This window comes from Brevibacillus sp. NL20B1, from assembly GCF_018195675.1.
GTDB lineage: Bacteria > Bacillota > Bacilli > Brevibacillales > Brevibacillaceae > Brevibacillus > Brevibacillus aydinogluensis.
This window is the reverse complement of record NZ_JAGTPT010000024.1, coordinates 35,844-61,288: the sequence shown is the minus strand read 5'-3', so window position 1 is coordinate 61,288 and position 25,445 is coordinate 35,844. Positions and strand designations below refer to the sequence as shown.

Annotated in this window: 25 protein-coding genes; 19 read left to right on the top strand and 6 right to left on the bottom strand. The window is 51.8% G+C overall.

What is annotated here, in order from left to right; genetic code table 11:
- Window positions 1-3 precede the first annotated feature (3 nt).
- Both vanX and vanY read left to right on the top strand, forming a co-directional pair.
- A complete protein-coding gene (vanX, locus tag KDN35_RS15525) occupies window positions 4-612 on the top strand; it encodes a D-Ala-D-Ala dipeptidase VanX (RefSeq protein WP_171564549.1) in 609 nt (202 codons plus the stop codon).
- A gap of 186 nt (window positions 613-798) precedes the next feature.
- A complete protein-coding gene (gene vanY, locus KDN35_RS15520; protein ID WP_212133174.1) occupies window positions 799-1,689 on the top strand; it encodes a VanY-A/VanY-F/VanY-M family D-Ala-D-Ala carboxypeptidase in 891 nt (296 codons plus the stop codon).
- A gap of 184 nt (window positions 1,690-1,873) precedes the next feature.
- On the opposite strand, the gene KDN35_RS15515 is transcribed toward vanY, so the two are convergent.
- A complete protein-coding gene (locus KDN35_RS15515; RefSeq protein WP_212133173.1) occupies window positions 1,874-3,445 on the bottom strand; it encodes a Vga family ABC-F type ribosomal protection protein in 1,572 nt (523 codons plus the stop codon).
- Between the two features lie 500 nt (window positions 3,446-3,945).
- Between KDN35_RS15515 and KDN35_RS15510 the strand changes: the two genes are divergently transcribed.
- Window positions 3,946-4,197, top strand: coding sequence for a WGxxGxxG family protein (locus KDN35_RS15510; RefSeq protein WP_171564553.1), 252 nt, complete (start codon window positions 3,946-3,948; stop codon window positions 4,195-4,197).
- Window positions 4,198-4,353: 156 nt separating this feature from the next.
- On the opposite strand, the gene pdxR is transcribed toward KDN35_RS15510, so the two are convergent.
- A complete protein-coding gene (gene pdxR / locus KDN35_RS15505; protein WP_376717842.1) occupies window positions 4,354-5,733 on the bottom strand; it encodes a MocR-like pyridoxine biosynthesis transcription factor PdxR in 1,380 nt (459 codons plus the stop codon).
- Window positions 5,734-5,860: 127 nt separating this feature from the next.
- On the opposite strand from pdxR, the gene KDN35_RS15500 reads away from it, so the two are divergent.
- The 10 genes from KDN35_RS15500 to KDN35_RS15455 all read left to right on the top strand — a co-directional run bounded on the left by KDN35_RS15500 (window position 5,861) and on the right by KDN35_RS15455 (window position 15,791).
- On the top strand, window positions 5,861-6,478 hold the full coding sequence (locus KDN35_RS15500; RefSeq protein ID WP_212133171.1) for an FMN-binding negative transcriptional regulator: 618 nt from the start codon (window positions 5,861-5,863) through the stop codon (window positions 6,476-6,478).
- A gap of 70 nt (window positions 6,479-6,548) precedes the next feature.
- The gene (locus KDN35_RS15495) at window positions 6,549-7,184 is read left to right on the top strand and encodes a LysE family translocator (RefSeq protein WP_212133170.1); all 636 of its coding nucleotides are present in this window, start codon (window positions 6,549-6,551) and stop codon (window positions 7,182-7,184) included.
- Between the two features lie 72 nt (window positions 7,185-7,256).
- Window positions 7,257-7,967, top strand: coding sequence for a B3/B4 domain-containing protein (locus KDN35_RS15490; RefSeq protein ID WP_171564557.1), 711 nt, complete (start codon window positions 7,257-7,259; stop codon window positions 7,965-7,967).
- Window positions 7,968-8,208: 241 nt separating this feature from the next.
- Window positions 8,209-9,588, top strand: a complete 1,380-nt coding sequence (locus tag KDN35_RS15485) for a right-handed parallel beta-helix repeat-containing protein (RefSeq protein ID WP_171564558.1) — start codon at window positions 8,209-8,211, stop codon at window positions 9,586-9,588.
- Window positions 9,585-10,166 carry a nitrous oxide reductase accessory protein NosL gene (locus tag KDN35_RS15480; RefSeq protein ID WP_249179137.1) on the top strand — a complete coding sequence of 194 codons (582 nt, stop codon included), beginning with the start codon at window positions 9,585-9,587 and terminating at the stop codon, window positions 10,164-10,166. Before KDN35_RS15485 ends, KDN35_RS15480 begins: the two co-directional genes overlap by 4 nt.
- A gap of 17 nt (window positions 10,167-10,183) precedes the next feature.
- Complete coding sequence (locus KDN35_RS15475) at window positions 10,184-11,002, top strand: ABC transporter permease (RefSeq protein WP_171564559.1); 819 nt, start codon at window positions 10,184-10,186, stop codon at window positions 11,000-11,002.
- Window positions 10,995-11,798 carry an ABC transporter ATP-binding protein gene (locus KDN35_RS15470; RefSeq protein ID WP_171564560.1) on the top strand — a complete coding sequence of 268 codons (804 nt, stop codon included), beginning with the start codon at window positions 10,995-10,997 and terminating at the stop codon, window positions 11,796-11,798. The genes KDN35_RS15475 and KDN35_RS15470 overlap by 8 nt, the downstream gene beginning before the upstream one ends.
- Before the next feature lie 98 nt (window positions 11,799-11,896).
- Window positions 11,897-13,312, top strand: a complete 1,416-nt coding sequence (locus tag KDN35_RS15465; RefSeq protein ID WP_171564561.1) for an FMN-binding glutamate synthase family protein — start codon at window positions 11,897-11,899, stop codon at window positions 13,310-13,312.
- 208 nt (window positions 13,313-13,520) lie between these two features.
- Complete coding sequence (zwf, locus tag KDN35_RS15460) at window positions 13,521-15,041, top strand: glucose-6-phosphate dehydrogenase (RefSeq protein ID WP_212133169.1); 1,521 nt, start codon at window positions 13,521-13,523, stop codon at window positions 15,039-15,041.
- Between the two features lie 120 nt (window positions 15,042-15,161).
- The gene (locus KDN35_RS15455; RefSeq protein ID WP_171564563.1) at window positions 15,162-15,791 is read left to right on the top strand and encodes a cyclase family protein; all 630 of its coding nucleotides are present in this window, start codon (window positions 15,162-15,164) and stop codon (window positions 15,789-15,791) included.
- Window positions 15,792-15,966: 175 nt separating this feature from the next.
- Here the strand turns inward: KDN35_RS15455 and KDN35_RS15450 are convergent, their stop codons facing one another.
- Together KDN35_RS15450 and KDN35_RS15445 are read right to left on the bottom strand one after the other, a co-directional pair.
- Window positions 15,967-16,524: a cupin domain-containing protein gene (locus KDN35_RS15450; RefSeq protein ID WP_171564564.1), complete on the bottom strand. Its 558-nt coding sequence runs from the start codon at window positions 16,522-16,524 to the stop codon at window positions 15,967-15,969.
- A gap of 78 nt (window positions 16,525-16,602) precedes the next feature.
- Complete coding sequence (locus KDN35_RS15445) at window positions 16,603-17,490, bottom strand: AraC family transcriptional regulator (protein WP_171564565.1); 888 nt, start codon at window positions 17,488-17,490, stop codon at window positions 16,603-16,605.
- 550 nt (window positions 17,491-18,040) lie between these two features.
- Between KDN35_RS15445 and yjcZ the strand changes: the two genes are divergently transcribed.
- Window positions 18,041-18,130: a sporulation protein YjcZ gene (gene yjcZ / locus KDN35_RS15440; RefSeq protein ID WP_171564566.1), complete on the top strand. Its 90-nt coding sequence runs from the start codon at window positions 18,041-18,043 to the stop codon at window positions 18,128-18,130.
- A gap of 247 nt (window positions 18,131-18,377) precedes the next feature.
- Here yjcZ and KDN35_RS15435 read toward each other — a convergent pair whose 3' ends face one another.
- Together KDN35_RS15435 and KDN35_RS15430 are read right to left on the bottom strand one after the other, a co-directional pair.
- Window positions 18,378-18,674 (bottom strand): aspartyl-phosphate phosphatase Spo0E family protein, encoded by a 297-nt coding sequence (locus KDN35_RS15435; RefSeq protein WP_230077049.1) that lies wholly within the window; start codon window positions 18,672-18,674, stop codon window positions 18,378-18,380.
- Between the two features lie 205 nt (window positions 18,675-18,879).
- Entirely contained in the window at window positions 18,880-20,283 is a 1,404-nt protein-coding gene (locus tag KDN35_RS15430; protein WP_212133168.1) for a helix-turn-helix domain-containing protein, read from the bottom strand.
- 381 nt (window positions 20,284-20,664) lie between these two features.
- Here KDN35_RS15430 and KDN35_RS15425 point away from each other — a divergent pair, with 381 nt between their 5' ends.
- The 5 genes from KDN35_RS15425 (at window position 20,665) to KDN35_RS15405 (ending at window position 25,442) form a co-directional block, all read left to right on the top strand.
- Window positions 20,665-21,222: an NADPH-dependent FMN reductase gene (locus KDN35_RS15425; RefSeq protein WP_171564568.1), complete on the top strand. Its 558-nt coding sequence runs from the start codon at window positions 20,665-20,667 to the stop codon at window positions 21,220-21,222.
- Between the two features lie 5 nt (window positions 21,223-21,227).
- The gene (locus KDN35_RS15420) at window positions 21,228-21,341 is read left to right on the top strand and encodes an ammosamide/lymphostin RiPP family protein (protein ID WP_212133167.1); all 114 of its coding nucleotides are present in this window, start codon (window positions 21,228-21,230) and stop codon (window positions 21,339-21,341) included.
- 102 nt (window positions 21,342-21,443) lie between these two features.
- Window positions 21,444-22,826 (top strand): TldD/PmbA family protein, encoded by a 1,383-nt coding sequence (locus KDN35_RS15415; RefSeq protein ID WP_212133166.1) that lies wholly within the window; start codon window positions 21,444-21,446, stop codon window positions 22,824-22,826.
- Window positions 22,823-24,181, top strand: coding sequence for a metallopeptidase TldD-related protein (locus KDN35_RS15410; RefSeq protein WP_212133165.1), 1,359 nt, complete (start codon window positions 22,823-22,825; stop codon window positions 24,179-24,181). Before KDN35_RS15415 ends, KDN35_RS15410 begins: the two co-directional genes overlap by 4 nt.
- 19 nt (window positions 24,182-24,200) lie before the next feature.
- Window positions 24,201-25,442 carry an MFS transporter gene (locus KDN35_RS15405; RefSeq protein WP_212133164.1) on the top strand — a complete coding sequence of 414 codons (1,242 nt, stop codon included), beginning with the start codon at window positions 24,201-24,203 and terminating at the stop codon, window positions 25,440-25,442.
- The last annotated feature ends 3 nt before the right edge of the window (window positions 25,443-25,445 follow it).

Here is a 25,445-nt window from a genome sequence, read left to right as displayed (position 1 = left end):
AGCATGGAACAGGGATTTGTTTATTTGGATGAAATACTGCCCGGTGTTCGCTGGGACGCCAAATACGCCACGTGGGACAATTTTACGGGAAAACCCGTAGACGGTTATGAAGTCAATCGCATCGTGGGAACACATGCCTTGGCCCTTGCGCTGCTGGAAGCGCAGAAGCGGGCGGCGGCTCTTGGGTACGGTTTGCTGTTATGGGACGGGTACCGGCCCAAGCGTGCGGTAGAGTGCTTCATGCGCTGGTGTGAACAACCGGAAGACTACCGCACAAAAGAAAGATTCTATCCGAATATCGAGCGATCCGAGCTGGTGGCAAAGGGATATATTGCGTCACAATCAAGTCACAGCCGCGGGAGTGCAATTGATCTTACGCTGTACCACTTGGATACGGGTGAACTTGTTTCCATGGGAGGCAGCTTCGATTTGTTGGATGAGCGTTCACATCATGAGGCCAAAGGGATTACAGACATGGAATTGCAAAATCGCAGACTTTTGCGTTCCATTATGGAAAACAGCGGGTTCGAATCCTATCAATTCGAATGGTGGCACTATGTGTTACGAAACGAACCCTATCCCAATACGTATTTTGATTTCCCTGTGAAATAAGCGTAACCGCCTGTTGACAATGGGCGGAGCAAACGGGCGGTGTGAGGTGCCGCCCGTCCATTTATTCCGTCTCCCTTTTCCGCTGAGCACGGGGAGGACAGGCCGTCCTCACCAAGAAGGCGCGTAGGCCGTCTCACATGCAAGCGCGGCACTCTCAACAAGCGCTCACTTAGGAGGAAGCAAAAGATGAAGAAGTGGGTATTTTTATTGTGTCTCGTTTTAGCCGGTTATGTTTATATAAAGGATTCTTCATTTTTTCAGGATCGAGGAGCGATTCAACCATTTCACCAAAGGAACAATGTCCACATAGAAACGCGCGGTACAGCTGAGAGTAACCTGACAAAAACGATAACCATTGCAAAGGAACAGATTTACCAAGGAAACCTGCTCTTAATCAACAGTACCTATCCTGTTCGCCAGGAGGGGGTACGATCAGATATCGTCAATGTGGCGAAGCATGCTGAATTGCTGGCAGGCTACGGATTACATCATCAAAATATGTATCTGTCAAAAGAAGTCGCACAAAAGTTTTCCGAGATGGTCAAAGATGCCGAAAAGGATGGAGTAAATCATTTCCTGATGAACAGCGGATACCGTACCGTTCATGAGCAAAATCAATTGTATGCAGAAATGGGCCCTGCTCACTCCTTGCCGGGAGGTTACAGCGAACACAATTCAGGCTTGGCACTTGATGTAGGATCAAGTGTAACGAAAATGGAGCGAGCTGCCGAAGGAAAGTGGCTGAAAGAAAATGCCTGGAAATACGGCTTTATCTTACGCTATCCAGAAGATAAAACCGATGTGACCGGCATTCAATATGAACCATGGCATATCCGTTATGTCGGTTGGCCGCACAGTGCGATCATGAACCAGGCGAATTTCGTTCTCGAAGAATATCTGGATTTTTTGAAGGAACAGCAGTCCATTACGGTTACGATCGACAACCAGGTTTATAACATCTATTACTATCCAGTCTCCCAAGCTACCACGATCCCTGTGCCTGAGCATGGCCATTATGAAATCTCAGGCAACAATATGGATGGCGTGATTGTGACAAGTTGTAAAGGTTGTGCATAATGGAGCCGATTCTTGGGGTTGGTTGTATTTGGAAAATGAATTTGGCACAAAACGTTTGCCGTCCCGTAATTTCAATGATTTTGCCATCTTCATAATTGGCAGTTCCATGCTAGAAGGGTAACGAAGCGGCCTTTCCACGGTGATACCACGATACCGGGAAAGGCCGGTTTACTATGTGCAAACCTTAGGTCGACTGTAATTTCCGCTTTTCTGCGAGCAGCAGCTGAAACTCCTTCTCCAATTCCTCTGACGGCTCCAGGCTCAGACGGCTGAGAACGTCAGATATTTTCGTCTCGAGCAGAAGCAGTTGTTCCTCCCTGTTTTTCAGTTCCGTATCCGGCGGTACGTAAGTGAGAAACTGCTCATAGCTGTCTTCGAATACAGTGATCCGGCTGTGGTCAAAAGCCAAAATCCGCTTCGCAATGTTCTTGATAAACCGACGGTCATGAGAGACGAACAACACTGTGCCTTCGTATTCCTGCAGCAGAGATTCCAACGCTTCGATCGTCTCGATATCGAGAAAGTTGGTCGGCTCATCCAGCACCAACGTATTGACGTCGCTGACGAATAACTTGGCCAGCGCGACCTTGACACGCTCGCCGCCGCTCAATACCGCTACGGGTTTGTAGACATCATCCCGGAAGAAGTGGAGTCGTGCCAATACCGTTCGGATCAATGTTTCATCCTGTGAGGACGTGGAGCGGACGTTATCCAATACAGACTTGTTGATGTCCAGCAGATCGATGTTTTGACTGAAGTAGCCGATTTTGACGGCAGGAGAGAGCGTCACGTGTTCGTTCGGCCGGATGATTGACTTCACCAGCGTCGTCTTGCCGCAGCCGTTCGGGCCGATGATGGCGAGCTTATCGCCGCCGCGCACATTGAAGCTCACCGGCTGCCAGAGGATGCGCTTTTCAATCGTTCCTGACAGGTCGTTCACCCGCATGGTGATCCGGCCTTTGAACGTTTCTTCGTTCAACAGATTCATTCGGATCGGGGGAAGCTCCCGCCGCTTCTCCACTTTTTCCAGCTTCTCCAGCCGCGTCTCCAGCGCTTTGGCCGTTTTCTGCATCTTTTTTTGCTTTTTGGCAAAGTAGGGCTTGGCGCCGGTGATTTTGCTTTCCGAAGGTGAGACTTTTCGCGGTTTTTTCGTCGCTCGTTCGGCTTTTTCCTCCTTTAATCGTATCGCACGCTCCAGCCGTTTCTTCTCCTGCATGTATTGTTCATATGCTTGATCGTGCTGCCGGTCTTCTAGTTCCCGCTGCTCGGCATACTTCGAATAATTGCCTTTGTACACGTTCAACTTCCCGTCACGGATTTCCCAGATCGATGTGCAGAGTGCATCCAGGAAGGTGCGGTCGTGCGAGACGATGACGAACGCGCCTTGCCAATTTTGCAATTTTTTCTCCAACCACTCGATGTGAGAAGTGTCCAGATTGGTGGTCGGTTCATCGGCAAACAGCAGTTCCGGCTCTTTCAAGAGCGTATTCTGGATGATTTCCTGGGTCAGTTCGCCGCCGCTTTTGGTCGTATCCGTTCGCTTCAATTGCGGAATGAATTCGCATCTGGCGCGGAGCGTCACCATGCCTTCATCCGGTGACTTCATTCCCGCCAGCACTTCCATCAACGTCGTTTTGCCGCTGCCATTGCGTCCGACAAGTCCGATGCGGTCATTCGCACCAATATAAAGGTGTGGAGCTTCAACGAGCAAGCGGTCTTTTACATAAATTTTGATGTGATGTGCCTCTAATAACATCGTGCATCATCCCCATGATTCGGTTGATTAGAGGAGGGGGATCAGATAAAAAAAGCCCCCTTTTCTGCATTCAGAATAGGAGGCATAGATGCACGCCGTTACGGTGCATATTATCCGCAAAGGGTCACGCACTGGGACAAATGCAATATGCTAATCCTATTCTGAAACGCGGTTGAAGGCATAGCAAACCCAAGACCGGTCATGGTCATAAACCGGCATTGGTCGACTAGCGGATCAACAGGGGATCCGAGCCGTGCAGCCTTCCATTGATCGTTTCGTAAGAATAGGATTAGTTGTGCATTGTCTTCATTGTCACCCTTTCCCGTTCGTTACTCTCACCTTACCCAATCGAGCGCGGTTTGTCAAACGCCAAGCCTTTTCTTGTCGGATGAAATGTATTGGAGACTTCCTCCCCCCGGCGGGGACGCTCTTATGCATAAAGATTTATCTGGTGGAAATAATGACTAATGGTAAGTAACTACATGGTCTAGGAGGTTCTTATGCAACGGAAATTGAGCGTAATGATTTTGACAGCGGTGTTACTGCTATCCATGGGCTTCAGCGCTCATGCAGAAACTGGTGCTGCCGGGAATACAGACGCAAATTATGTAAACCAAGGCAACAATATGAACAATATGTATAGAACGACTGCTGCAGACAACGATGTGGACTGGGGATGGGTAGGTCTGTTGGGGCTTGCTGGTCTTGCAGGGCTGGCCGGTCGAAACAGGAATCAAAATCCTGGCAGATAAGATGGACGCACGTTTCCTGTGTGAAACGTAGAAATGATGTACGCCTCTGGTGTGGACAGGCATTTTTGCGTACCAGCCGGCACACGCTGAACATACATCAATGGGTATAAAAAACGGCCTCTTTTCCGATTGGACGAGAGGCCTTGTTTTTTTGACTTACAACCATGCCTGCTGCAAGAGCTTCACACCAAGCTGGATGTCTTCACAAGACAGATTGCTAAACCCCAGTTTTATCATTGGTTTATCGGTGCGATTTTTTATGAAGTAAATGGAGGTAGGGTAAACTTTCACACCGTGCAGGAGCGCTTGTTGGATGAGCCATTCTTCTGAACGATTCAGGTCTGCCTTGACCAGGATGTACAGACCGGACTGCTCGCCGATAATGGATATATGCTGCCCCAAATGATGGCGTAATGCTGAAACCAACTGCTGCATTTTTCGTTTGTAGACAAGCCGCATCCGTTTAATATGGCGATTCCACTCTCCCGCTTCCATAAATGCAGCCATTGTGAGTTGGCTTAAAATGGAAGTGGTGCTCTCGAACCGTTGATAGTAGTTTTTGTAACGGTCCAACAGCGGCTGCGGCAGCACCATATAGCTTAACCGTATCCCTGGCAGAAAGGACTTTGAGAAATTCCCCAGATAAATGACTCTGGCTGAATCGATGGAAGCGAGCGCGGGGAACGGTTGTTGGGTATAGCGAAATTCACTGTCATAATCGTCCTCGATAATATAGCCTTCCTGCTTGTTTGCCCAATGAATGAGCATTTGGCGTTGTTGAATCGGCATGCTTACTCCCAATGGGCTGTGATGGGAAGGGGTTACATAGATCAATCGTGATGTCATTTGGTCCAATTGAGAAAGATCCGCACCTGTTTCATATACCGGCACGGTTTCAATCGCAAAACGATGGAACTGGAAGGCTTCCCTGGCCCCGTCGTAACCAGGGTCTTCCACGATAATACTCTCAAACTCATCCCTCAGTATATGCCCCAGGTATACAAGCATTTGTTGGGTACTGCTTCCGATAATGATTGACTGTGGATCTGTTCGCACCCCGCGAGCCTGGAGCAGATAGGCTGCAATTTGTTCACGAAGGCACCATTCGCCCAATGGATCGCCGTATCGAAAGCAGTCTTTTCGGGTGAGTATCCGATTGGAAATCCTTCTCCACGTCTGTAAAGGAAAATGCGATTGATCGACCACGTCTGCGCGGAAATCAATGCGGACAGGCGGGACTGGCTCTGCTTGCTTCTGCTGAGCAGAACGGGGCGCGTTTTGAAAGAAACGGGGTTCGATTTCATTTACAAAATACCCTTTTCGGTTTTCTACACGGATATACCCTTCCGCGACCAGTTGTTCATACGCCTGTAACGTTGTATTGCGGCTGACGCGCAAGGAATCGGCAAGCTGACGAATGGAGGGCAAGGGTTCATTCGCCTGTAAGTCACCTTGTTCGATAAACGATTTAAATTTCTCGTAGATTTGTTTGTATTTCGGAGTGTTGTCATCCAAGGGAAAAATGGTCGTTTTCAATGCCATCCCTCCTCTGACATGTAGAATTTTTTAAAATTGTACCTTTTAACATGTCAGTTTCGATTATATCATACCGTGTAAAGGATATGTGCTGTCCGTAACAATCAAAAAGGAGGAGAGGAGTGTCATGTATATCCCCGCTCAATTTTTGATCAAAGACGTAACAGTCGCCTACCAGGTCATACAGGAGAACAGTTTTGCCACATTGTTCTCCCTTCATAATGGCATGCCGTTTGCCACTCACTTGCCGCTGCTGCTAAATAAGGAGCAAACCTATCTGTACGGTCATTTTGCCCGTCCGAATCCGCAGTGGCATGATATTCAACAGCAGACGGTCTTGGCCGTTTTCCACGGGCCTCATTGTTATATCTCTCCCGCCTGGTATGAGACCAATCAGGCGGTGCCGACCTGGAATTACGTGACCGTTCATGTTTACGGGCACGTTGAACTAATCGAGGATGAACACGAACTCATGCGTTCCATGCATGACATGGTCGTGAAGTATGAAGCGCCTGACAGTCCGTACCGATTGGAGGATGTAGATGCTGAACTCCTTTCAGCCATGAACAAAGGCGTGCAGGGATTCAAAATCAAAATCGAAACGATTGAAGGCAAAGCAAAGCTCAGTCAAAACCATTCCAGACACAGACAAGAGCTCGTCATCAAACAGTTGGAACAGATTCCATCTCCAAACGAGCAACAGATTGCCTCCTTGATGAAGGGAAATTTGAAAAACATAGGGTAATCTTGCTTTTCTTCATCACTGAAGGGCCCGCTGTGATCATGGGCAAAACTGCAACAAGGAGCTGCATGTCATGGAGTTTTCAACGATTTGGCTATTTGTCATCGCTGCTGCAACGCTGTTACTAATACCTGGACCAGCTGTGTTCTATATTATGGCGAGAAGTATGAATGAAGGGAAGAAAGCAGGCCTGGTATCCGTTCTCGGTGTATCGCTTGGCGGTTCTGTTCACGTGTTGGCTGGTGCGATTGGCGTTTCTGCCATCCTGATGACATCAGCAACTGCCTTTCAACTTGCGAAATACCTGGGTGCTGCGTATCTGATCTATCTGGGGTGCAAGACGTTATGTTCGAAATCTGACAAAACGACTGCTGAAGTTACACAAGTGCCCCGCAAAAAGTTGATCCAGATTTTTTACCAATCAGCGCTCGTAGAAGTAATGAATCCCAAGACAGCCCTCTTTTTTCTCGCGTTCTTTCCGCAATTCATCTCACCTGCTGCCGGGTCAGTCAGCGTGCAATTTTTGCAATTGGGCGCGATATTTTTGCTCCTGGCGTTTATCAGCGACAGTCTGTATGCACTTCTTGCAGCAAGTATCAGAAAACGGATGAACGTAAATACGGCACTGCAAAATCGGATAACCGGTTATGTCTATATCGTTCTGGGGGTATTCTCCGCCTTTGCGAGCCCCTCCCATTCCAAAACGTGATGACGCCGTTCGTGGCGCAGAAATAGCGATTGTACCAAGAGATGATGGCAAAAAGAAATGGAGAGATGTGGCATGACGAGATTTATCATTGAAGATGATTTTTGGTCGTTATTCCCCCAGGCAAAAATCGGGACGGTTATTTGCCAGGGCATCGATAATTCGCGTCGAGATGTGGAAATGTACGAGCAGATGCTGCTGGAGGCGGAGAAAGAAGCACACAAATTCCTGAGTCTGGAGGAATTCAGCAGCAATCCGGTGATTGCGGTATGGCGAGAAGCGTTTCAACAGTTCAAGACCAAGCGAGGGGCAAGGTGTTCCATTGAAGCATTGTTAAAAAGAGTGAAAAACGGCAAGCATATAGGCACGATAAACCCGCTCGTTGACATCTACAACTCGATTTCATTACGCTATGGGCTTCCGTGCGGCGGAGAAGACATCGACACGTTTGCAGGCGATCTGCGGCTGACGAAGGCCAATGGCACTGAACCGTTTATCCCATTGGGAAGTGATGAAAATGAACCGCCATACGAAGGGGAAATCGTGTACAAAGATGATGCCGGCGCAGTTTGCAGATGCTGGAATTGGCGTGAAGCGAAACGGACCATGCTGACCGAAGCGACGACAAATGCATTCCTCTGCATTGAATTGCTGGATGAGACCAGAACCGATGAGTTCCATAAGGCGCTTACAGAACTGTCACGGTTAGTGAGTCATCATCTTGGCGGCAGTGTGAGGATAGAGGTGTTGGACATTCAGAAAAGGGACATGACCATCAAGGCGTAAACGAAAAAATTGGTTGCAGCACCTGCAGTAGGTGCTGCTTTTTTGTTGCTGCTGGTTGGACACCACCCTGCTGCAATCTGTCAGGGGAATTAAAAATTTGTTTTTTTGTCAAGGTTTATAGCCCGGTTGAGTCATTTACGAACCCCCCTGGGAGCGCTATGTTGGTGGTGGAGTTGACAAGATTTATGGAAAAGGGGGGAGACATCTGTTTGAACGATCAAAGAACCGCACCATTGCTCGCATGCTGTTGGCCGCGGGAATCGCCGGATTTGCGGTCGGGGCCGTTTGTTTCGACCGGGTCAGTGCCGCATCGGTCTCCTTGCAGGAGATCATCGATCGGGCCCAACCGGGAGCCGTCGTCACCGTTCCGGCCGGAAAATACGAGGGGCCGATTCGCATTACCAAACCGATCGTGCTGCAGGCAGAGGGGGGCGTGGAGATTGCCAGTGACGGCAGCAGCCCTGTTTTGTCGGTCCTGACCGACCGTGCCGTCGTCCGGGGAATGACCATCGTGGACAACCGGATCAATGCCGCTGAAGCGTCGGTGGTCATGAAGGGGAACCACAACATTGTGGAGGACCTTGTGATCGAGACGATGGGAACAGGGGTGCAGCTTCGCAATGCCAGCGACAATACGCTGCGCGGCATCCGTGTGATCGGCATGGTAACCGACCCGGACAAGGATGAAAATGGTCTTCACAATCACAGCCAACACGCGCACCATCTGTTGAGACCAGTCAACAAAAATCCGGAGGTAACGCCCAAAAAAGGAAACGGCATCGACTTGAAACACGCTCATCGCAACCAGATCGTATCCAACCGGATCAGCAACGTGTTTGACGGCATCTATGTGGAAAACAGCAACGATAACCGCATCGAGCAAAATGTCGTGGAGAACTCCCGCTACGGTTTCCATTTGATGAGCGCGAATGCCACGAAACTGCTCGGCAACACGGGCAGTGCCAACATGACAGGCGCGATGCTCATGGAATCGGATGGCGCAGTCGTTCAGCATAATCGTTTTGTCAAACAAAGGGAAAATCCCAACGCCCAGGGGATTCTTCTCTACGACGTAACGGGCTCGCAATTCGAGGGGAACCGCATCGAGGGAAACCGTGTCGGAGTGTACGTGGAACGCTCCACAGGGAACCGTCTGGAAGGCAACGAAGTCACGCTGAACTTCGTCGGGATGCAGCTCAAACAAGCCTCAGGGAATGCCATGACGTCCAACCATTTTGTCGCCAATGTCATCCAGGCGCAGGCACAGGACAGCACAGCCAACACGTTGGAGGGGAACTACTGGGACGACATGCAGGGCATTGATCTGGATGCAGACGGCCGCAGCAATATTCCCTATCAGCTCAACCCGTTTTTCCTGGCGTTGACTGACGCAGTGCCGCCTTATCAGATCTTTTTTCAAGCGCCCGGCTTTGTGTTTTTGGAGGGGCTGTTTACTGCCGGGACCGACGCATCGATTCGGGACGGAGCCCCGTTGCTGGCTCCGGCAAAGACGCAAACGGACCAACAGCGGGCGGAACAGCAGACGGTTACAGGCGTACTCAGTGTGCTGCTGTTAAGCGGAAGTTGTTTAATGATGTATAGAGGAGTGAGACGAACATGAAATCGCGAAAGTGGACAATTGGTGCAGTGGTGATGACCTTCTCCATGCTGATGGGAGGATGCGGCAAGGAGGCAGCAAAACCGGTGGACATCGTCGAAGGCGTGGACAAATGCGACGTCTGCCATATGAATGTGCCCAATGACCACAACGCAACGGAAATCGTTTTGCAAAACGGGAAAGTGTTAAAATTTGACGATATCGGATGCATGCACCGCTGGACAAAGGAGCATGAAAACGAATCGGTGGAAGCCAAGTTCGTGCGCGACTACCTCTCCCAGGAATGGGTAAACACCGATCGGGCGACGTATGTTTACGACAAATCGTTCGAGACCCCAATGGGCTATGGCATCTATTCCTTCAAGGACAAGGAAGCGGCGGAAGCGTTCGTCAAGGAAAAGCAAACCGGCCTGGTTATGAGCGTACAGGAACTGGACAAGCACACCTGGGAGAGAAGCATGAAAAAACATGGGAAACATAAGGGCGATTCAGAATCGGATCAGCATGGCTCGAAGGACGACCAGCACGGCATGCAGGATAACCAGCACGGTACGCAAGAAGCACAGCAAACACAAAACTAATAGAGGAAGTGGCACACGTGCACATCATGACGATTGCCAAACGGGAAATACAGATCGGGTTTCGCAATCCGTGGGCGTATTCTTTCACGGCCCTGTTTTCCCTGTTCACGCTGGCCCTGTTGATCATTCAATCCCAGTCCTACATGGAGGGATACACGTATACGACCGGCACTATTCTCAACCTGATCTTGTACCTGCTCCCCTTGATGACCATGCTGCTCGCCTCCTTTTCGGTGACGGCAGAAAAGGAGGAGGGGAGCTGGGAGCTTCTGTCCACCTACGCCGTTACCGCCACGTCGTTTTTGTGGGGGAAGTACGCGGGATTGGCAGCGGTGCTCGTCTCCATCGTGTGTTTTAGTTACGGGTTTGCCGGGCTGTCCGGCACGCTTCTGGGAAAAGGGTTCACCCTTTCCGCCCTGCTGTTTTTCCTGTTGTTTTCCATCTGCATTGTGCTGCTGTTTCTGGGGATCGCCATGGTGGTCGGCTCTCTCAGCCGGAATCGGTGGCAGGCGCTCACGCTCGGGGTCAGCATCTGGTTTTTCTTGGTTCTGGCCTGGCCCACGCTCCTGATCTCGCTCTTGAGCTTTTTGCCGTATACGTGGATCAAACCGGCACTCCAGGTGGCCAGCTGCCTGAATCCCGCTGAGTTGGTGCGCATGTTTTCCGTCGTCAGCCTGGGCGGAGGCGCCATCTTCGGTCCGGAGTACTACAAGTGGGTAACCTGGATGGAATCCCCTTTTGGCATTGCTGGGTTTGCCGCGCTTTGCCTGATGTGGATCGGCGTAACGATGCTGACCGCGATAGCGGTGTGGGAAAGAAGGCGATACCGTGACTAAGACCGGACTGCACATGATGCAGGTGGAAAAGGCGATCGGCGGAAAAACCATTGTGCATCCGTTTGATTTGCACGTCGAACCGGGACAGGTTGTTGCCGTTTGCGGGGGCAACGGGGCGGGGAAAAGCACCATTCTCCGCATGATTGTGGGAATTACCCAACCCAGTGCGGGAACGATTGAGCTGAACGGAATAAACTTGAAGCAAGATCGTGTCAATTATTTGCAGCAAATAGGCTATATGCCGGACCACTTCAATTTTCCAGCCGGACTGACGGCGAGCGAGTGCATGCGGTTTTACGCTTCGCTTCGCGGCAGGACAGCGTCGGAAGCAGATGAGGCGCTCAAGGCGGTAGGTCTTCACGAGGCCCGCAACAAAAAAGTGTCCGTGTTTTCCAAAGGCATGCAGCAGCGTTTGCTGTTTGCCCAGGCCATGTTGGGCAAACCGGCACTGCTTGTGCTGGATGAGCCGACAAACGGTTTGGACCCGTACTGGATGGGCGCCTTCGTGGATCTGGTAAATACTCTTAAAAGGGAAGGCATCTCTGTGATTTTCTCCACGCACCAGCTGCAAGCAGCGAACGAAGTGGCGGATCGGGCGCTTTTTGTCATAAACGGAACAATCGTCCGCTCCGCCGCGATGGAGGAATACCGGGCGGAATACGGCGAATTGGCCTTGCACCGTGCGTTTTCCGAACTATTTCCCCGTGAACGGCAGCCAATAAAGCATTCGGAGAAAACCTCCTCAGTGACCGTCACGATTCGCGGGCGTGAGAGCAGGAACGGTAGGGATGCTTGAGCACGCGGTCGGGACGCGGCTTAGGCCCAAGCCGATCAGTGCATAGACAGCGCGCATGAGCGGGATAATGATGGAAGAAACAGTGCAAGGAGGTTGTCATGACCATCAACTGGGGGGAATTTCTCGTCGGCTCGTTTATTGGCGCATGCCTGGCCATTCTCTGTGCGGCTCTGATTGCCATCGCGACTGCCCGGCCCATGATCAAATGGGTGATCGGGCGCTTTACGAAACGGCTGATGGAAGACCGTTACCCGGAAAACATCTGGGAGATGGTCTCGGCGCTGACCAGGACAAGCCCCCGGATTGTCGTGGAAAACAGTATGCGTGCAGCCAGAGGAGACGTCATCAAACGACCGTTTGGCACCCCGCGCCGGTATCTGTTCTATGACAACCTGGTTTTTTCTCCCGCTCAGCTTGCCACGCTGCCCGCATCGGAAAACGCTCCCGTCGACATGATGATTACGATCGGCCCGCAAGCCAAACGGCCGCTCATCCTGAACATCCCCCTGCTGGCCGGAGCGATGGGCTACGGGATCGGGGTGTCCGAAAAGGTGAAAATCGCCATCGCCAAAGGAACGGCTGCGGTCGGAACCGCGACGAACTCAGGTTTAGGCCCTTTGCTGCCAGAAGAGAGGGCCTGCGCCGCCCACTACATCCTGCAGTACCATTCCGGATACTGGGCCAAAGAGACAGAGATTCTCCAGCAAGCGGACGCGATCGAGATTCGTCTCGGCCAAGGGGCGGTTGCAGGGGCCGGGACCGAGATTTCGCCCGAGGATCTGAAGGGAAGGGCCCGTGAACTTATGCATGCTCCGGAAGATGAGGTACTCGTCGTCCCTTCCCGCTTTCCGGAATTGGTCGAACCGAAGGACTTGAAGCCCCTGGTCGAGAAACTGCGCACCATCACCCAAGGCATCCCCATCGGAGTGAAGATGTGTGCCACCGGACAGCTGGAAGCGGATCTGGAAGCCGCTATACAGGCCGGGGTGGATTTTATCAGTCTGGACGGAGGCAATGCCGGCACAAAAGCGGGAGAGCCTATTCTGGAAGACGATTTTGGCCTGCCGACGATTTTTGCCTTGTCCCGTGCCGTGGAATATCTGAAAAAACGGGGCGTAAAAGACCGGATCACCCTCCTTACCGGCGGAGGATATGCCACGCCCGGCCGATGTTTGAAAGCGCTCGCCCTTGGAGCGGATGGCGTCTATATGGGAACGGCCCTGCTGTGGGGAATGGCCCATGATCAGGTGACAAAAGCGATTCCGTGGGAGCCGCCCACGCAGCTCGCCTTCTACACGGGAAGCCTGAAAGACGAGTTTGAAGTGGAAAAGGCGGCGCGGTCTTTGGAGAACTTGCTTCAAGCCTTTGCAGAAGAGATGAAAATTGCCATTCGCGCATTGGGGAAAACGTCTGTGAGGGACGTGAATGCGGACGATCTGGTTGCTCTTGACAGATGGACGAGCGCCGTCACGAAAGTGCGGCTGGTCACGCAACCCGATGAGCTCGTCCGGTGAAGTGGACAACAATTGCAGCACCAGTGAAAAGGTGCTGTTTTTTTATGTTCAGTCGATCGCCAGAAAATGACAAAAATATTTTTGCTTGAGTAGATACTTGTTTATTTAGGCTGAAAGAATCATAATGTATCATTGTTCGATGTATTGAGTTCGTCACGGTTATCCGTCAACAACAGGTCAGTCATATGCAGTTACGGAGGGTGTAAGGATGGATGGGATGACGTTTATCCTGTTTGGAGCAACAGGGGATTTGGCCAAAAGAAAAATATATCCTGCCATATACAATCTGTTTCTTGATGACAAGCTGCCGCGCGCGTTTGCTGTCTTTGGTACCGGAAGACGGGAGATGTCCGATGAGGACTTTCGTGCCCATGTGGAGCAGTCGGTGAAAACATTCTCCCGTCGCTGGGAAGACGATCGTGACCGTGCGGGGCAGTTTTTGCGCATGTTTCACTACTGCGCCATGGACGTGATGCAACCGCAGGATTACGGGAAGCTGGCGCAGCGCATCCGGCAGCGTGAGCAGGACGGGAAGATTCCGGAAAACCGAATCTACTCGTTGTCGGTGGCACCGGAGCTGTTTGGCGTGATTGCCTCCCATATTTCAAACAGTGAGTTGGGTTCGGCAACAGGCTGGAAACGCCTGATCATCGAGAAGCCGTTTGGGCACGATCTCCGGTCAGCCCAGGAACTCAACCGTTCCTTGCGGCAGTTCTTCGACGAAGAGGAGATTTTCCGCATTGATCATTACCTTGGCAAGCCCATGGTGCAGAACCTCGAGGTATTGGAATTTGCCAACCCCATTTTGCGGACGTTGTGGAACAATCAACACATCGCCAATGTCCAGATTACCGCCAGCGAAACAGTCGGGGTGGAAGAACGGGCAGGGTATTACGACAAGGCGGGCGCGATTCGGGACATGTTTCAAAACCACCTGCTCCAACTGCTCATGATGACGGCGATGCAAATGCCCCGGCAGTTTTCCGCCCGGGAAATCCGCAATGAAAAGATCAAGGTGGTAAAAGCGCTGCGTCCGCTGCGTCGGGAAGACGTGGCCAAGCATGTGGTTCGCGGGCAGTACGGAAGCGGATGGATCAACGGGAAGCCGGCAGCGGCGTACCGGGACGAGCCGGGGGTGGACAGGGAGTCGAACACCGATACGTTCGTCGCCGCCCGGCTGTGGATTGACAACGAGATGTGGAGCGGGGTCCCCTTTTATATCCGGACCGGGAAGCGCATGCAGGAGAAGTCGACCCGAATCGTGATCGAATTCAAGAATCCGTTGAGGGAGTCGTATCCCGTCCATGTGAATCCAGCTCCCAATCTATTGGTCATCCATGTAAATCCGCACGAGGGTGTTTCGTTTCAATTAAACAGCAAGCATCCGGGGAAAGACAGCAGGGTGGAGCCGATCACCATGGAGTTTGCGGCAAATGACAACGATGTGCCCGAAGCCTATGAGCTGTTGCTCTATGACGCGCTGCGAGGCGACTCTACGTTCTTTGCCCATTGGGAAGAGGTTGAATGGTGCTGGAAGTGGGTGCAGCCCATTCTCGACGCCTTCTCCGATCAGCAAGTTCCGCTTCATTTGTACGAAGCCGGCACGCAGGGTCCCGAAGCCGCTTTTCGCCTGCTGGAGGAAGACGGTTTTTCATGGTGGGAACTCAACCGCCATGCGGAAGAAGGAACGCTGGTGGTTCGCAGGGAAATGCTGTCCGCATCGATGTAGATGCCTTTCCATTGACGTGATGGCGAGATCGGGCACAAACCGGCAGATGCTGTGGAACAGCAGTATTTGCAGTGGAATAGCAGCCATTTTCAAAACATATGTCCAGGCAGGTGACTCCACATGAAAATCTACGATGTAACCGGATCAATTTTTGAAGGCATGGCCGTGTACAAAAACAAACCGGAAAAGCAGCCAAAGCTGAAAACGGTCACGAATGGATATGTAACCGAATCCCGCATCGACATGGATGTGCACACGGGCACGCATATTGACGCGCCGCTGCACATGATGACCGACGGGGACACGTTTGAAAGCATACCGCTCGACAGTCTGGTCGGCATGTGCACTGTGCTGGATCTGACAGGGGTCCACGACCGGATCACAAAGGAGGACTTGGAGCGATTTGCGATTCGCAAGGGCGATTTTGTTCTCTTGAAAACCAGAAACTCCGATGTTGATGAATTCCGTTTTGATTTTGTCTTCCTGGCGCAGGATGGAGCCGAATATCTGGCTCAGCTGGGCGTTCGCGGAATAGGCATTGATGCGCTTGGCATCGAGCGGGATCAGCCGGGCCATCCGACGCATCACATCCTGTTTCAACACGGCGTGATCGTCATGGAAGGCCTTCGCTTGAAAGAAGTGGAAGCAGGCGAGTATTTCATGGTGGCGGCTCCGCTGAAAATCGTGGGGACCGACGCTGCACCTGCACGCGTCCTGCTGTTTACCGGGCTGGCCCCCACGGCATCATAGCCTGTGTCTGCATTTCCCGCTTCCCTTCCCAGAAGAAAGAGCGGGCGCTCGTAACAAAACGCTATGGAAACGAACAGATCGCACCGTGTTGTGAAGCTGCACGGTGCGATCTGCTTTTTTCATGTGCTGCGGCTCCGGCATGCTCCACTGTCATGATGGAATCCATCCGTCTGATTCAGCGGTCATGTCCGCTTTCTTCGGCAGCCATGGCAATTTGTTTGGTTTCATGGACGGTCCCAAACGGATGTTCAGGCGGCGCATAGATCACGTACACTTTCAGCGGTTTGTGACCGGTATTCACGACGTTGTGCCATGTGCCGGCAGGGATCATGATGGCATCGTCCTCATAGGCCATCTGCTGAAAATCCAGGCGATCTCTGCTTGGCCCCATTTGGACAAGTCCCTGTCCTTCTTCAATCCGTATGAATTGATCCGTAGTCGGATGGACTTCCAAACCAATGTCATCGCCCACATTAATGCTCATCACCGTCACCTGGAGGTGCTTTCCTGTCCATATGGCCGTCCGGTACGTCTGGTTTTGTTTGGCCGCCTGTTCAATATTCACGACAAACGGACTGTTGCCATGATCGGTCAGGTTGATCCGTCTGTCATGAGGATAGCGGCTGGGATTCCAATGGGCATAATAGGGATTCCACTGGTAGCTCCACGGATTGGGAGTCCAGTCGTACACGGGAGTATGCCAATATGGGTATCCCCACGGTTGTTGGTACATGCGTATTCGCCTCCCATACATTCATCATGCACCATAGCCTATGCCGTTTGCTGTGCATGGGTGTATAGGAAGCAATCGTTATCCATTCGCGTGCGGTTTTTTCACAACCGGAATCCAAATCTCGCTGCGAAACGTGGGGGAATGGATATCTGCATGCTCGTTCCACAGAATTTCCGGACCTTCTGTTTGTTCATAGTGCGCGGTGGGAAACCATTCGGAATAGATGCGTCCCCAGATATTCTGCAGCGTGTCGGGAAAAGGACCGACTGCTTCAAATACAGCCCAGGTGGAGGCGGGCACTTCCAGCTGCGTGAGACCTTCCGGGCACTCGTTCGTCGTGGCCACGCCAATGTAGTGATCGAGCTCTCCTTTTTCCTCCATTCGCCCTTCCGAAAAGTTGGTGGATGCTTGAATCAGCCCCATTGGCTCGACATTGGAAAGACTTTTGAGTGTTTGGATCGTATGCATGTCCAGACTTTTCCACATGTCGGCGATGGCCGGATTCACTCCTTTGAACACGATGGGCACTCGTTTCATGATCCCCACAATGCGAAATGCCTCTTTTTCTACGATGCGGTAGTTCATTTCGTTTCCCCCTTGAATGGTTAATTGGAAGCTCATTCGAGGATAGGCTTTCAGGGAATGGCCGTTTGTTCTGGCTTCCGACGGTGTGATCCCATGCAGGCTCTGAAATGCGCGGGCAAACGAATCAGGGGAGTTGTACCCGTATTTCATCGCGATGTCGATGACCTTCGCGCTGCTGTTTTGCAGCTCAAACGCAGCAAGTGTCAGGCGCCTGCGGCGAATGTATTCCGACAGGGTAATCCCTGCGAGGAAAGAAAACATCCGTTTGAAGTGATATTCGGAGCATAAAGCCAGCCGTGCCGCTTCCTTGCAATCAATGTCGTTCGTCAGATTGTCTTCGATATACTTGATTGCCTTGTTCCAGTTCGTCAGCACATCCATTGAATTCGCCTCCTTATCCACAGCATAGCAGGTGAGGAATCGACTCACCCGACATTTCGTGCCCAATCCTGCAGGGGATTCGAGTGTGTCGCTGCTTTGTGTACCGGCTCATGAGAGAAAGGCCCGTTTTATGCTGTCATTCTGTATGGTGAACGGACGGAAATCCGCCTGTTTTGACTCTCAAGTAGACGAGAATCGAGACAGGCCGATGATGCCATACATAGTATAACCTGGGTAGGGACAAACACAGGATGCCCTGCTCATGGCGAGATGGAAGGGAGGGAATAACATGAGCGGGAAGCACGGTTTCTTTGGCGGAGGGTTCTTTGGATTGATTCTGATCCTGCTCCTCTTCTTCATTCTCTTTGAGGAAGACCGCTGGTAACAGGAGCGGACAGAGCTGTCAGGATAAAGCGTCCGGAATGGGGTACATTTCTCGGCTTGAACGGTATCGGAAAAATTGTGCTCATTCCATGACACCAGTCTATACCCGTTTCCTTCTTGCGACATAGCATAAATACTGAATCAACAGGAGGAGGTGGATCCAACCATGAGTGGAATCTTCAACGGTTTCGACGAATTTGGGCTGGTCCTGGTACTGTTCATTCTGCTGGTGATCGTGGGTTGTTCTTGCGACTAGGATGGATTCACTTGCGTCGATGGTAAGGCAAAGAGAAAAGCAGCTGCAATTTCTTCCCCTTCACACAGCAGAGGGGAATCGCATAAGCATGTTGACCCGAGAACACTGCAGCATCGCTCTTTCAATCCTTCCCTCAGGTTGGGGGAGGGATTTTTTACGTGCAAAGGGGAGTGCGCCGAACGAAACTGCCCGGAGAAAACAAATTGGGAACCAGCCGCTCACCTGATTCCCAAGAGGAGTATTTGTTTTACAGCTTCTTTTTTTTCTCATTCATCCGGTGTTGAATCGCCAGAATATACTGGTCCAAACGTTGGCTTAGCTCCACCACGGTATCATTTGACAGGCTGCCCGTCTCCTGAACCAATTGAACCAACTGCCGGCGCAGTTCTTCCGTTATTCCTACGATGTCATAGACATGTGGAAATTTGCTTCTTTCCTGTTCAAATGATTGCATGGTAGACTTTACATATGGAAGTCGTCTCTCTTTTTTTGGGGGCGTTCCTTTGCTCTGGCGAGGAGGAGGAACGTCCTTTTCGTTAATCATTGTGATTATGAGATTCACCTCCTTTTTTTGACAATAAAGGACAATTATTACTATACAATGGTATCCCAAAACTTCCGGGCTGAAAAAAATGGAATAATGAAAAGCACCCCAAAGGGTGCTTTTCATTGCTCAACCGCCGAATCCGTGTGTAAGCATGGTTATAGTTTGACTTGTTTCAATCGGCATCGCAATAGCGCAATATACACTAAATATGACGATAAGCGGAAGGAACAACGTTTTTACATTCATTTGTTGAACCTCCTTTTAAAATTTCTTCAAAGACGCTTAACTGCTGCTTGGATGCTTGGTGTCGGTGCTCCCAGAACAATTCTGTACAACGTTTGAAGGCTTGGTAGTGATTCATCTTATCAGCAAGGGAAAGGCACAGTAACGTTTCTTCGAGAGCTTTGGCAATACGCCCCCTTTTAAACTCATATATAGTTTTACAATAACGAAAATGATAATGTCTGCCAATATTAATTGGGTCTTGATATTGCTTGAAACGGTCAATTTCCTCAGAAAAGCGTTCCAAAATATGGTCAATGGTAATATCATATTTACTGGCTGACTCCATAATGGTTAATAATCCCGCTGGTATTTCGGCGGGGTATTTCATCAGAAAATCCACGTACTCCGGCAGAACGTCGATATTCCCCGTTAACAGATCAAGGGTATAGAGATTGGCTTTCGCCCAGATTCGGAACTTCTCGACTTCCCTTCGCCCAGTTTCATCCAAAAGTTGAAACCACCCAAGATCGGCGTATCCCTGCACATACGTTTTGGCCTCTTCGTACCTGCCTTGCATTTGTAATGCCACGCCTTTTGCAAGAAATCCTTGCCCATAGTATACAACCAGGTGCCGCTCTGTTTTTAACGGTTCGAATTCCTTGTTACTTTGCTTTTTTCGCAACTGGTCTTCATATACTGCCATTGCAAGCGCACGCAATTCGTCAGCGTATGTTTCAATCTGGTTCCACTTTTGTAACATAAAGCAAGCATTCGCCAGTTTTAATAGCGCATCTAACTGATACTGTTCAGGCAGCCGCTTTCGATAGGGGGCAAAACGTATGACCGCCTCCCAATGTTCTTCTGCATTTGTACCTTGCAGCGATTGAAAGATCCGATAGTGAGCCAACACAAAACGATCGTTGTGGCTGTCCTTTTCGTTATCTATAACGTGTTGATAAAATGGCACTGCCTCTTTTCGTTTTCCGGTCTCAAATAGCTGCTCGGCCACGGAGAAAAGAATCGACACATGTTTAGGGTTCTCCAGCAATTTGGGGACAATCGACTCAATACAATCCTGCCTTCCGATTTCCGCACAGCGGATCAAATATGGCACCAGTCGTGGGCGTGATACTTTTCCCTCGGAGAAACACTCTTCTTCGTACAAATCGTACAGCCACCCCGGAGCCTGTCCAAAAGCTGTAGCCAAAGCATCCAACTGCCGAATCGTTATTGCCCGAGGAGGATTTCTGTTCAGGATGGCACTTAAATGTCCCTGATTAATGCCAGTTATTTCGCTAAGTTTCCTGAGTGTGTAGCCGTGCTTTTTAATCTGACGCTCAATTTCAGATCGCAAGGACCGGCGCACCTGTTGAAATCCCATAAGCACTCCCCCAAGAAATTAGAGAAATCACCCTTATTTTCCTGTATATTACAATATCATAAGATGATAGACAAGCGCTTTTCCCATCCTGCTCAGAATGTTCGGGTGGCTGGGTGAATATGATTAGGGCAGCGGTCATTTCCGACTGCCCCTTTTTGTTTGGGCATGCTGGGGGTGTGTCGAAAAAAAGTGCACATTTGCGGGCCCACATGGACTTCACGACCAGATGGAAAAAATGTAAGATACAGGAAGGAACTCCTTTTCCGGTGAGGCTGAACGGAACGAATGGGTGCATCGTCAAAAACGGGGTTGAATGGTCGTGTCATATCATGTAATATGTTAGAAAAGTTTCATTTTTATGGAAATTCGGAGGAGAACGTCATGGCAAAAATCGTCTTGATCAACGGCAGCATGAACCCGGAATCGGTGACAAAGCGCGTACTCAATCTGTTCGCAAAGCTGTTGCAAAAACAAGGTCATGAAACGGAACTGATCTGTGTGGCGGAGACAAACTTCCCGCTGTTTAGTTTTACGGTACCGCAAACGGACAAAATGATCGAAATTTCGGAAAAGATCAAACAAGCTGACGCTTTTATCGTGGGTTCGCCCGAGTATCACGGCGGCTACACAGGTGCGCTGAAAAATCTGCTGGACTATCAGGATGGGTCGGGATTCAAACATAAGCCGATTGCGTTATTGGCCGTATCGGGAGGCCTAAAGGCAGGAATTCTGACGCTGATGAGCCTGCGGCAGGTGTTTCGTACGCTGCACGCAAACGTGATTCCGGAAGAGATTGCCATTTCCAGTGAACACGAGCTGGACGAAAACGGGCAGTTGAATGAGGCGTGCCGGAAGCGCGTGCAGAGCGTCATTGCCGGACTGCAGCGGGAGTTAAACGTTTTGTCCCTACGCAATCGTGTGGAAATGGAAAGGAGGTGAGTCCCATGGAACAAGTAAAAAATCAACAAGAAGCAGTGGAAAACAATGAAGATCTGGACCTGGAAGACATTGATTTTCTCCTGGAGGACATCGAAGACAAGATCGCACCGCTTGCGTAGCCTGCGGGTAAGATGATCTATCATCCGCTTGATAGGTCATCTTGCCTTTTCTTTCCGCTTCAGTATCTATTTAAGAATCCTCATGAACAGAGAGGGTGTGTGATGGAAAAAGCGCTCGCAAACGAGTTGATCCAGCAGTTCCTGGCGTACGGGCATGAGGAAGTCGAGATATTTCATGAAGAAAAGCAGGTCCACTCGCTCCGCACGAGGCGGGGCGGCGAAAAGCCAGAGTGGAGAGTGACAGTTGGTCAGGGGGTTGGGGTGCGTATTTCAGGTGAAATGGGAATGAAATACCTCCACTTTCCCATGTCACCTGCCGATCTCCTGGAGCATGTAAAAAGCGGCCGGAACACGGCCTTGTTGAGAGAAGTGCGCAGCGTGAAGCAGGTCGGCGATGAGGAGGATCAACATGTCGGTGTATCCTTATCGGCGATGGCTGCAGCGTTTGAAGAACTGCATGACAGGTGGCAGCGGGGGTTCAGAGCAGCCGGACGGGTGAACAGCCGTTGCATGGAAAGTGTCACCTCGTTTGACCAGCGCATCACCGTGGCCCGATCCGACGGCTTCTACGCTGACGATCACCGCTCCTACTACACGATCGACATCCAGGGGGAATGGACGGAAGAGTCGCGTCCCATGTACATGAGCCGTTCCTGCGGCGGCCTCAATCTGGAAGAACTGCGTGCGGGGTTTGCCGGATTCGTTCAATCGGCACTCGCTGAGTTCGACGATTTGCAACAGTACATAGAGATCGAAGGAGGAGACTGGTGCGTGGTGCTGGGGCCGGGAAACCCTGCGATCCTGATCCACGAAGTGTGCGGGCATGGATTGGAGGGCGATCTGGCTGCCCATCCGGACGCAGTCTACGGGGGAAAATTTGGACAGCCTGTGGCATCGGAGCAGGTGACGTTGGTTGACGACCCGACCATACCGGGTCTGTCCGGCAGTTATCGCGTGGATGACGAAGGGGAAAAGGCCCAATCCACCGTGCTGATCCAGAATGGCCGGCTGCAGGAACTGATGTACGACCGTACGGCCGCCAAGCGGTGGGATACGCATTCGAACGGACACGGGAGGCGTGTGTCGTATCGATACCCGGCGATTCCGCGGATGTCAAACACATTTATTCAAGCAGGCGAGTACACGCCTGAAGAAATTGTGCGTCAAACCTCCCGCGGGCTGTATGTTCGCAAACTTGGCACGGGAGAGACGGAACTGACCACCGGGCGGTTTCGGGTGCGTGTGGTGGAAGGTTTTTTGATCGAGAACGGCCGGATTACGCGTCCGACAGGCGACCTGTGGCTGGTCGGCAACGGTCCGGATCTGCTGTCTTCCATCGACCGTGTCGGCTGCGATCTCCGGATGCATCATTCCCGCCACGCGACGTGCCACAAATTTGACCAGATGAATCTCGCGGTCAGTGTCGGTCAGCCGACGATTCGGATAAAGAAAATCCATGTGGAAACGGGTGCTGGTAGATCATGAACATCGGGGTGATCGATAACGTACGCGTCGACGATTGGGCGGTCCGGCTGGCGGAAAGGGCAGTGGCGGCGGGCGCTGACAACGTGGAGATTTTCCTGCGTGTGGAGGAGATGGTGCGCCTGCACTGGACACCTTACCAAGGAGTCGCATTGAGAAGCGGCGCGGAAAGCAATGTGCATGTGCAGTTGGACGTCGACGGACAGACCGTGACGTTTGTTTCCGACGCGCTGAATGCTGCCGGCATCGAGAGCCGATTGATCCAGACGGTGCGCGAACTGATCCGCACTCCACGAGAGCGGGTGAAGCAGATCACGTGGGTCGATGCGGCCAGGCAGGGGCGGTATGCACACGTTGATTCGGACACGGATGCCGTCGATTTTCTTGCAATCCGCGACATGATGCGGAAATGGCAGGAACGATTCGTCCCTTCCGCCTTTCATCTGCATCGCTGGGAGTGCATCAGCGGGCGCACATTCACGGCGCTGGTTCGCTCAGACGGCCAGATGATGTCGGATGCAGCAAACAAGTACAGTCTCCAGCTCTTGCTGGAGGGGCGACACGGATTTTTGCTCGAAGGAACGTTCGCGCTTCGAGCGGCTGATTTCAGGACGGGTGACCTTGAGGAGCGGATCGGTCAGTTGCTGGCATGGCCGCGGGAAGAGACGACACTTCAACCGGGCACCATTCGGCTGTCCATACCGCCCAGCATCGGGGCTGACATCGCGCGCAAATACGGCATCCTGTTTTCCGGGCCGCGTTTGTTGGGCTCACCGGAGTTGGCGGGTCTGATTGGGAAGCGGCTGGCCAAAAGGCATGTAACGCTGGTCGATGATGCCTGCTTGCCGGGCGGATGGGCAAGTCGTGCGTTTGACGAGGAAGGAACACCGTCGCAACGCACGGTGCTGATTGACAGCGGCGTCATGGCGAAGTTTCTGCACTCGACGGTAACGGCGCAAAGGTGGGGCGTCACCTCCACAGGCAATGGCGTTCGCTCGCGGAACCACTCCGACAGTGTAAGTCCGAGCAATATCTATTTTGTACCTGGCGGGACGGATCACGCGGAATGGAGGAGGCAGACCGATCTGGGCGTGGAGATTGTTCACGCAGTCCAGCCGCCTGAATTTGTCAGCCAAAACGGGATGATCAGGTTTGTTGCCGACGGGTGGCTGATACGCGGCGGCAAGCGCGAACGACAAGTGAGTTCGGTAGCAGTCGCCCTGCATCCGTTCCGCTTTCTCCGCAAACTCTCTTCCTTCGGCAGCGACCTGACGTTCTTTCTTCAGGCAAAGGGCGCCGGATCGCCAACGATCTTTGTTGACGATGCTGAGGTACAGGAGGGGCACATTGTCATCTGAAGCAGAGGAGGATGTTCCTATGGCACACGATCAAGCCGGGTACAAGCAATTGTTCACCATCCCGAATTACGTGTTGGTGTGGATCGGGCAAACGACCGCAAATTTCGGGGACTCCCTGTACCAGATTGCGTTTTTCTGGCTCGCCTACAAAATGACCAATTCCTCATTCGTCGCGGGTCTTGTGGTTCTCGCCACATCGGCACCATACATCTTCTTTGGGCTGCTCGGCGGCGCCTATGCCGATCGCTGGGACCGCAAACGCGTGATGGTGTACGGGGACATCATCCGCCTTGTCTCTCTCCTCACCGTACCCTTTTTCTACTGGCTCGATCTTTTGCACGTATGGAATCTGGCCATTACGGCATTTGTGCTCAGTACGGTACGCTGCTTCTTTTTCCCGGCGATGAGAGCGTCGCTTACGAGCTTTATGCCGAAAGAACTCTGGTCGGCAGGCAACTCATTCATGCAGGCGTCCTTCCAGCTAATGCGCGCCATCGGGCCGATGATCGGAGGCGTGCTGATTGCGCAGACCAGCGCGATTTTCATCTATCTGATCACCGCCGCCAGCTACGTCGTCTCGATTCTGTCCCTGCTGCCGACCAAGATACCGCCGATTGAAAAGAAGAATGTGCAGGTATCAGTATTCCGGGACATTTACGATACTTACCTCTTCGTCAAAACCGTTCGTCCGCTGTTTTGGTCCATCTTTTTCTTTGGCGTGGGTCTTTGTCTGATTGTCGGTCTTGACCGTTTGGGCCTTCCCATTCTGTCTGATCAGGTGTGGGACATGGGCTCCAAGGGGTATGGGATCATTTTGAGCGCATTTGCGGTCGGCAACTTGCTGATGACGCTTCTGCTCGGCAAAATCCAGATCAAGAAATTCGCAAGAGTCATTTTCAGCGGCTGGGCGCTCTGGGGCTTGTTTTACTTCCTGATCGGCTCCACAGACATGTTTGTCCTGGCGGTCGGCTTCGCCTTCCTGGCCGGCGCGGCGGAATCGTTGATCGATATGCCGCAGATTCTGCTCGTGCAGAACTCCGTGCCCAACGACCGGCTTGGCAAAGTGTTCAGCATGCAATCGACGACCGCCTTTATCGGCGAGTCCGGTTCCAGCCTGCTGGCCGGTGCGTTGATCGGGTGGCTGGGAGCGGCTGACAGTTACAAGGTTGCAGGCGTCGGGCTGATCTTGTGTGGCGTGGTTGGATTGTGGCTGACCCGGACTGCCCACCGTGTTCCATCTTCCGTTTCTACACAGGGATAGGGA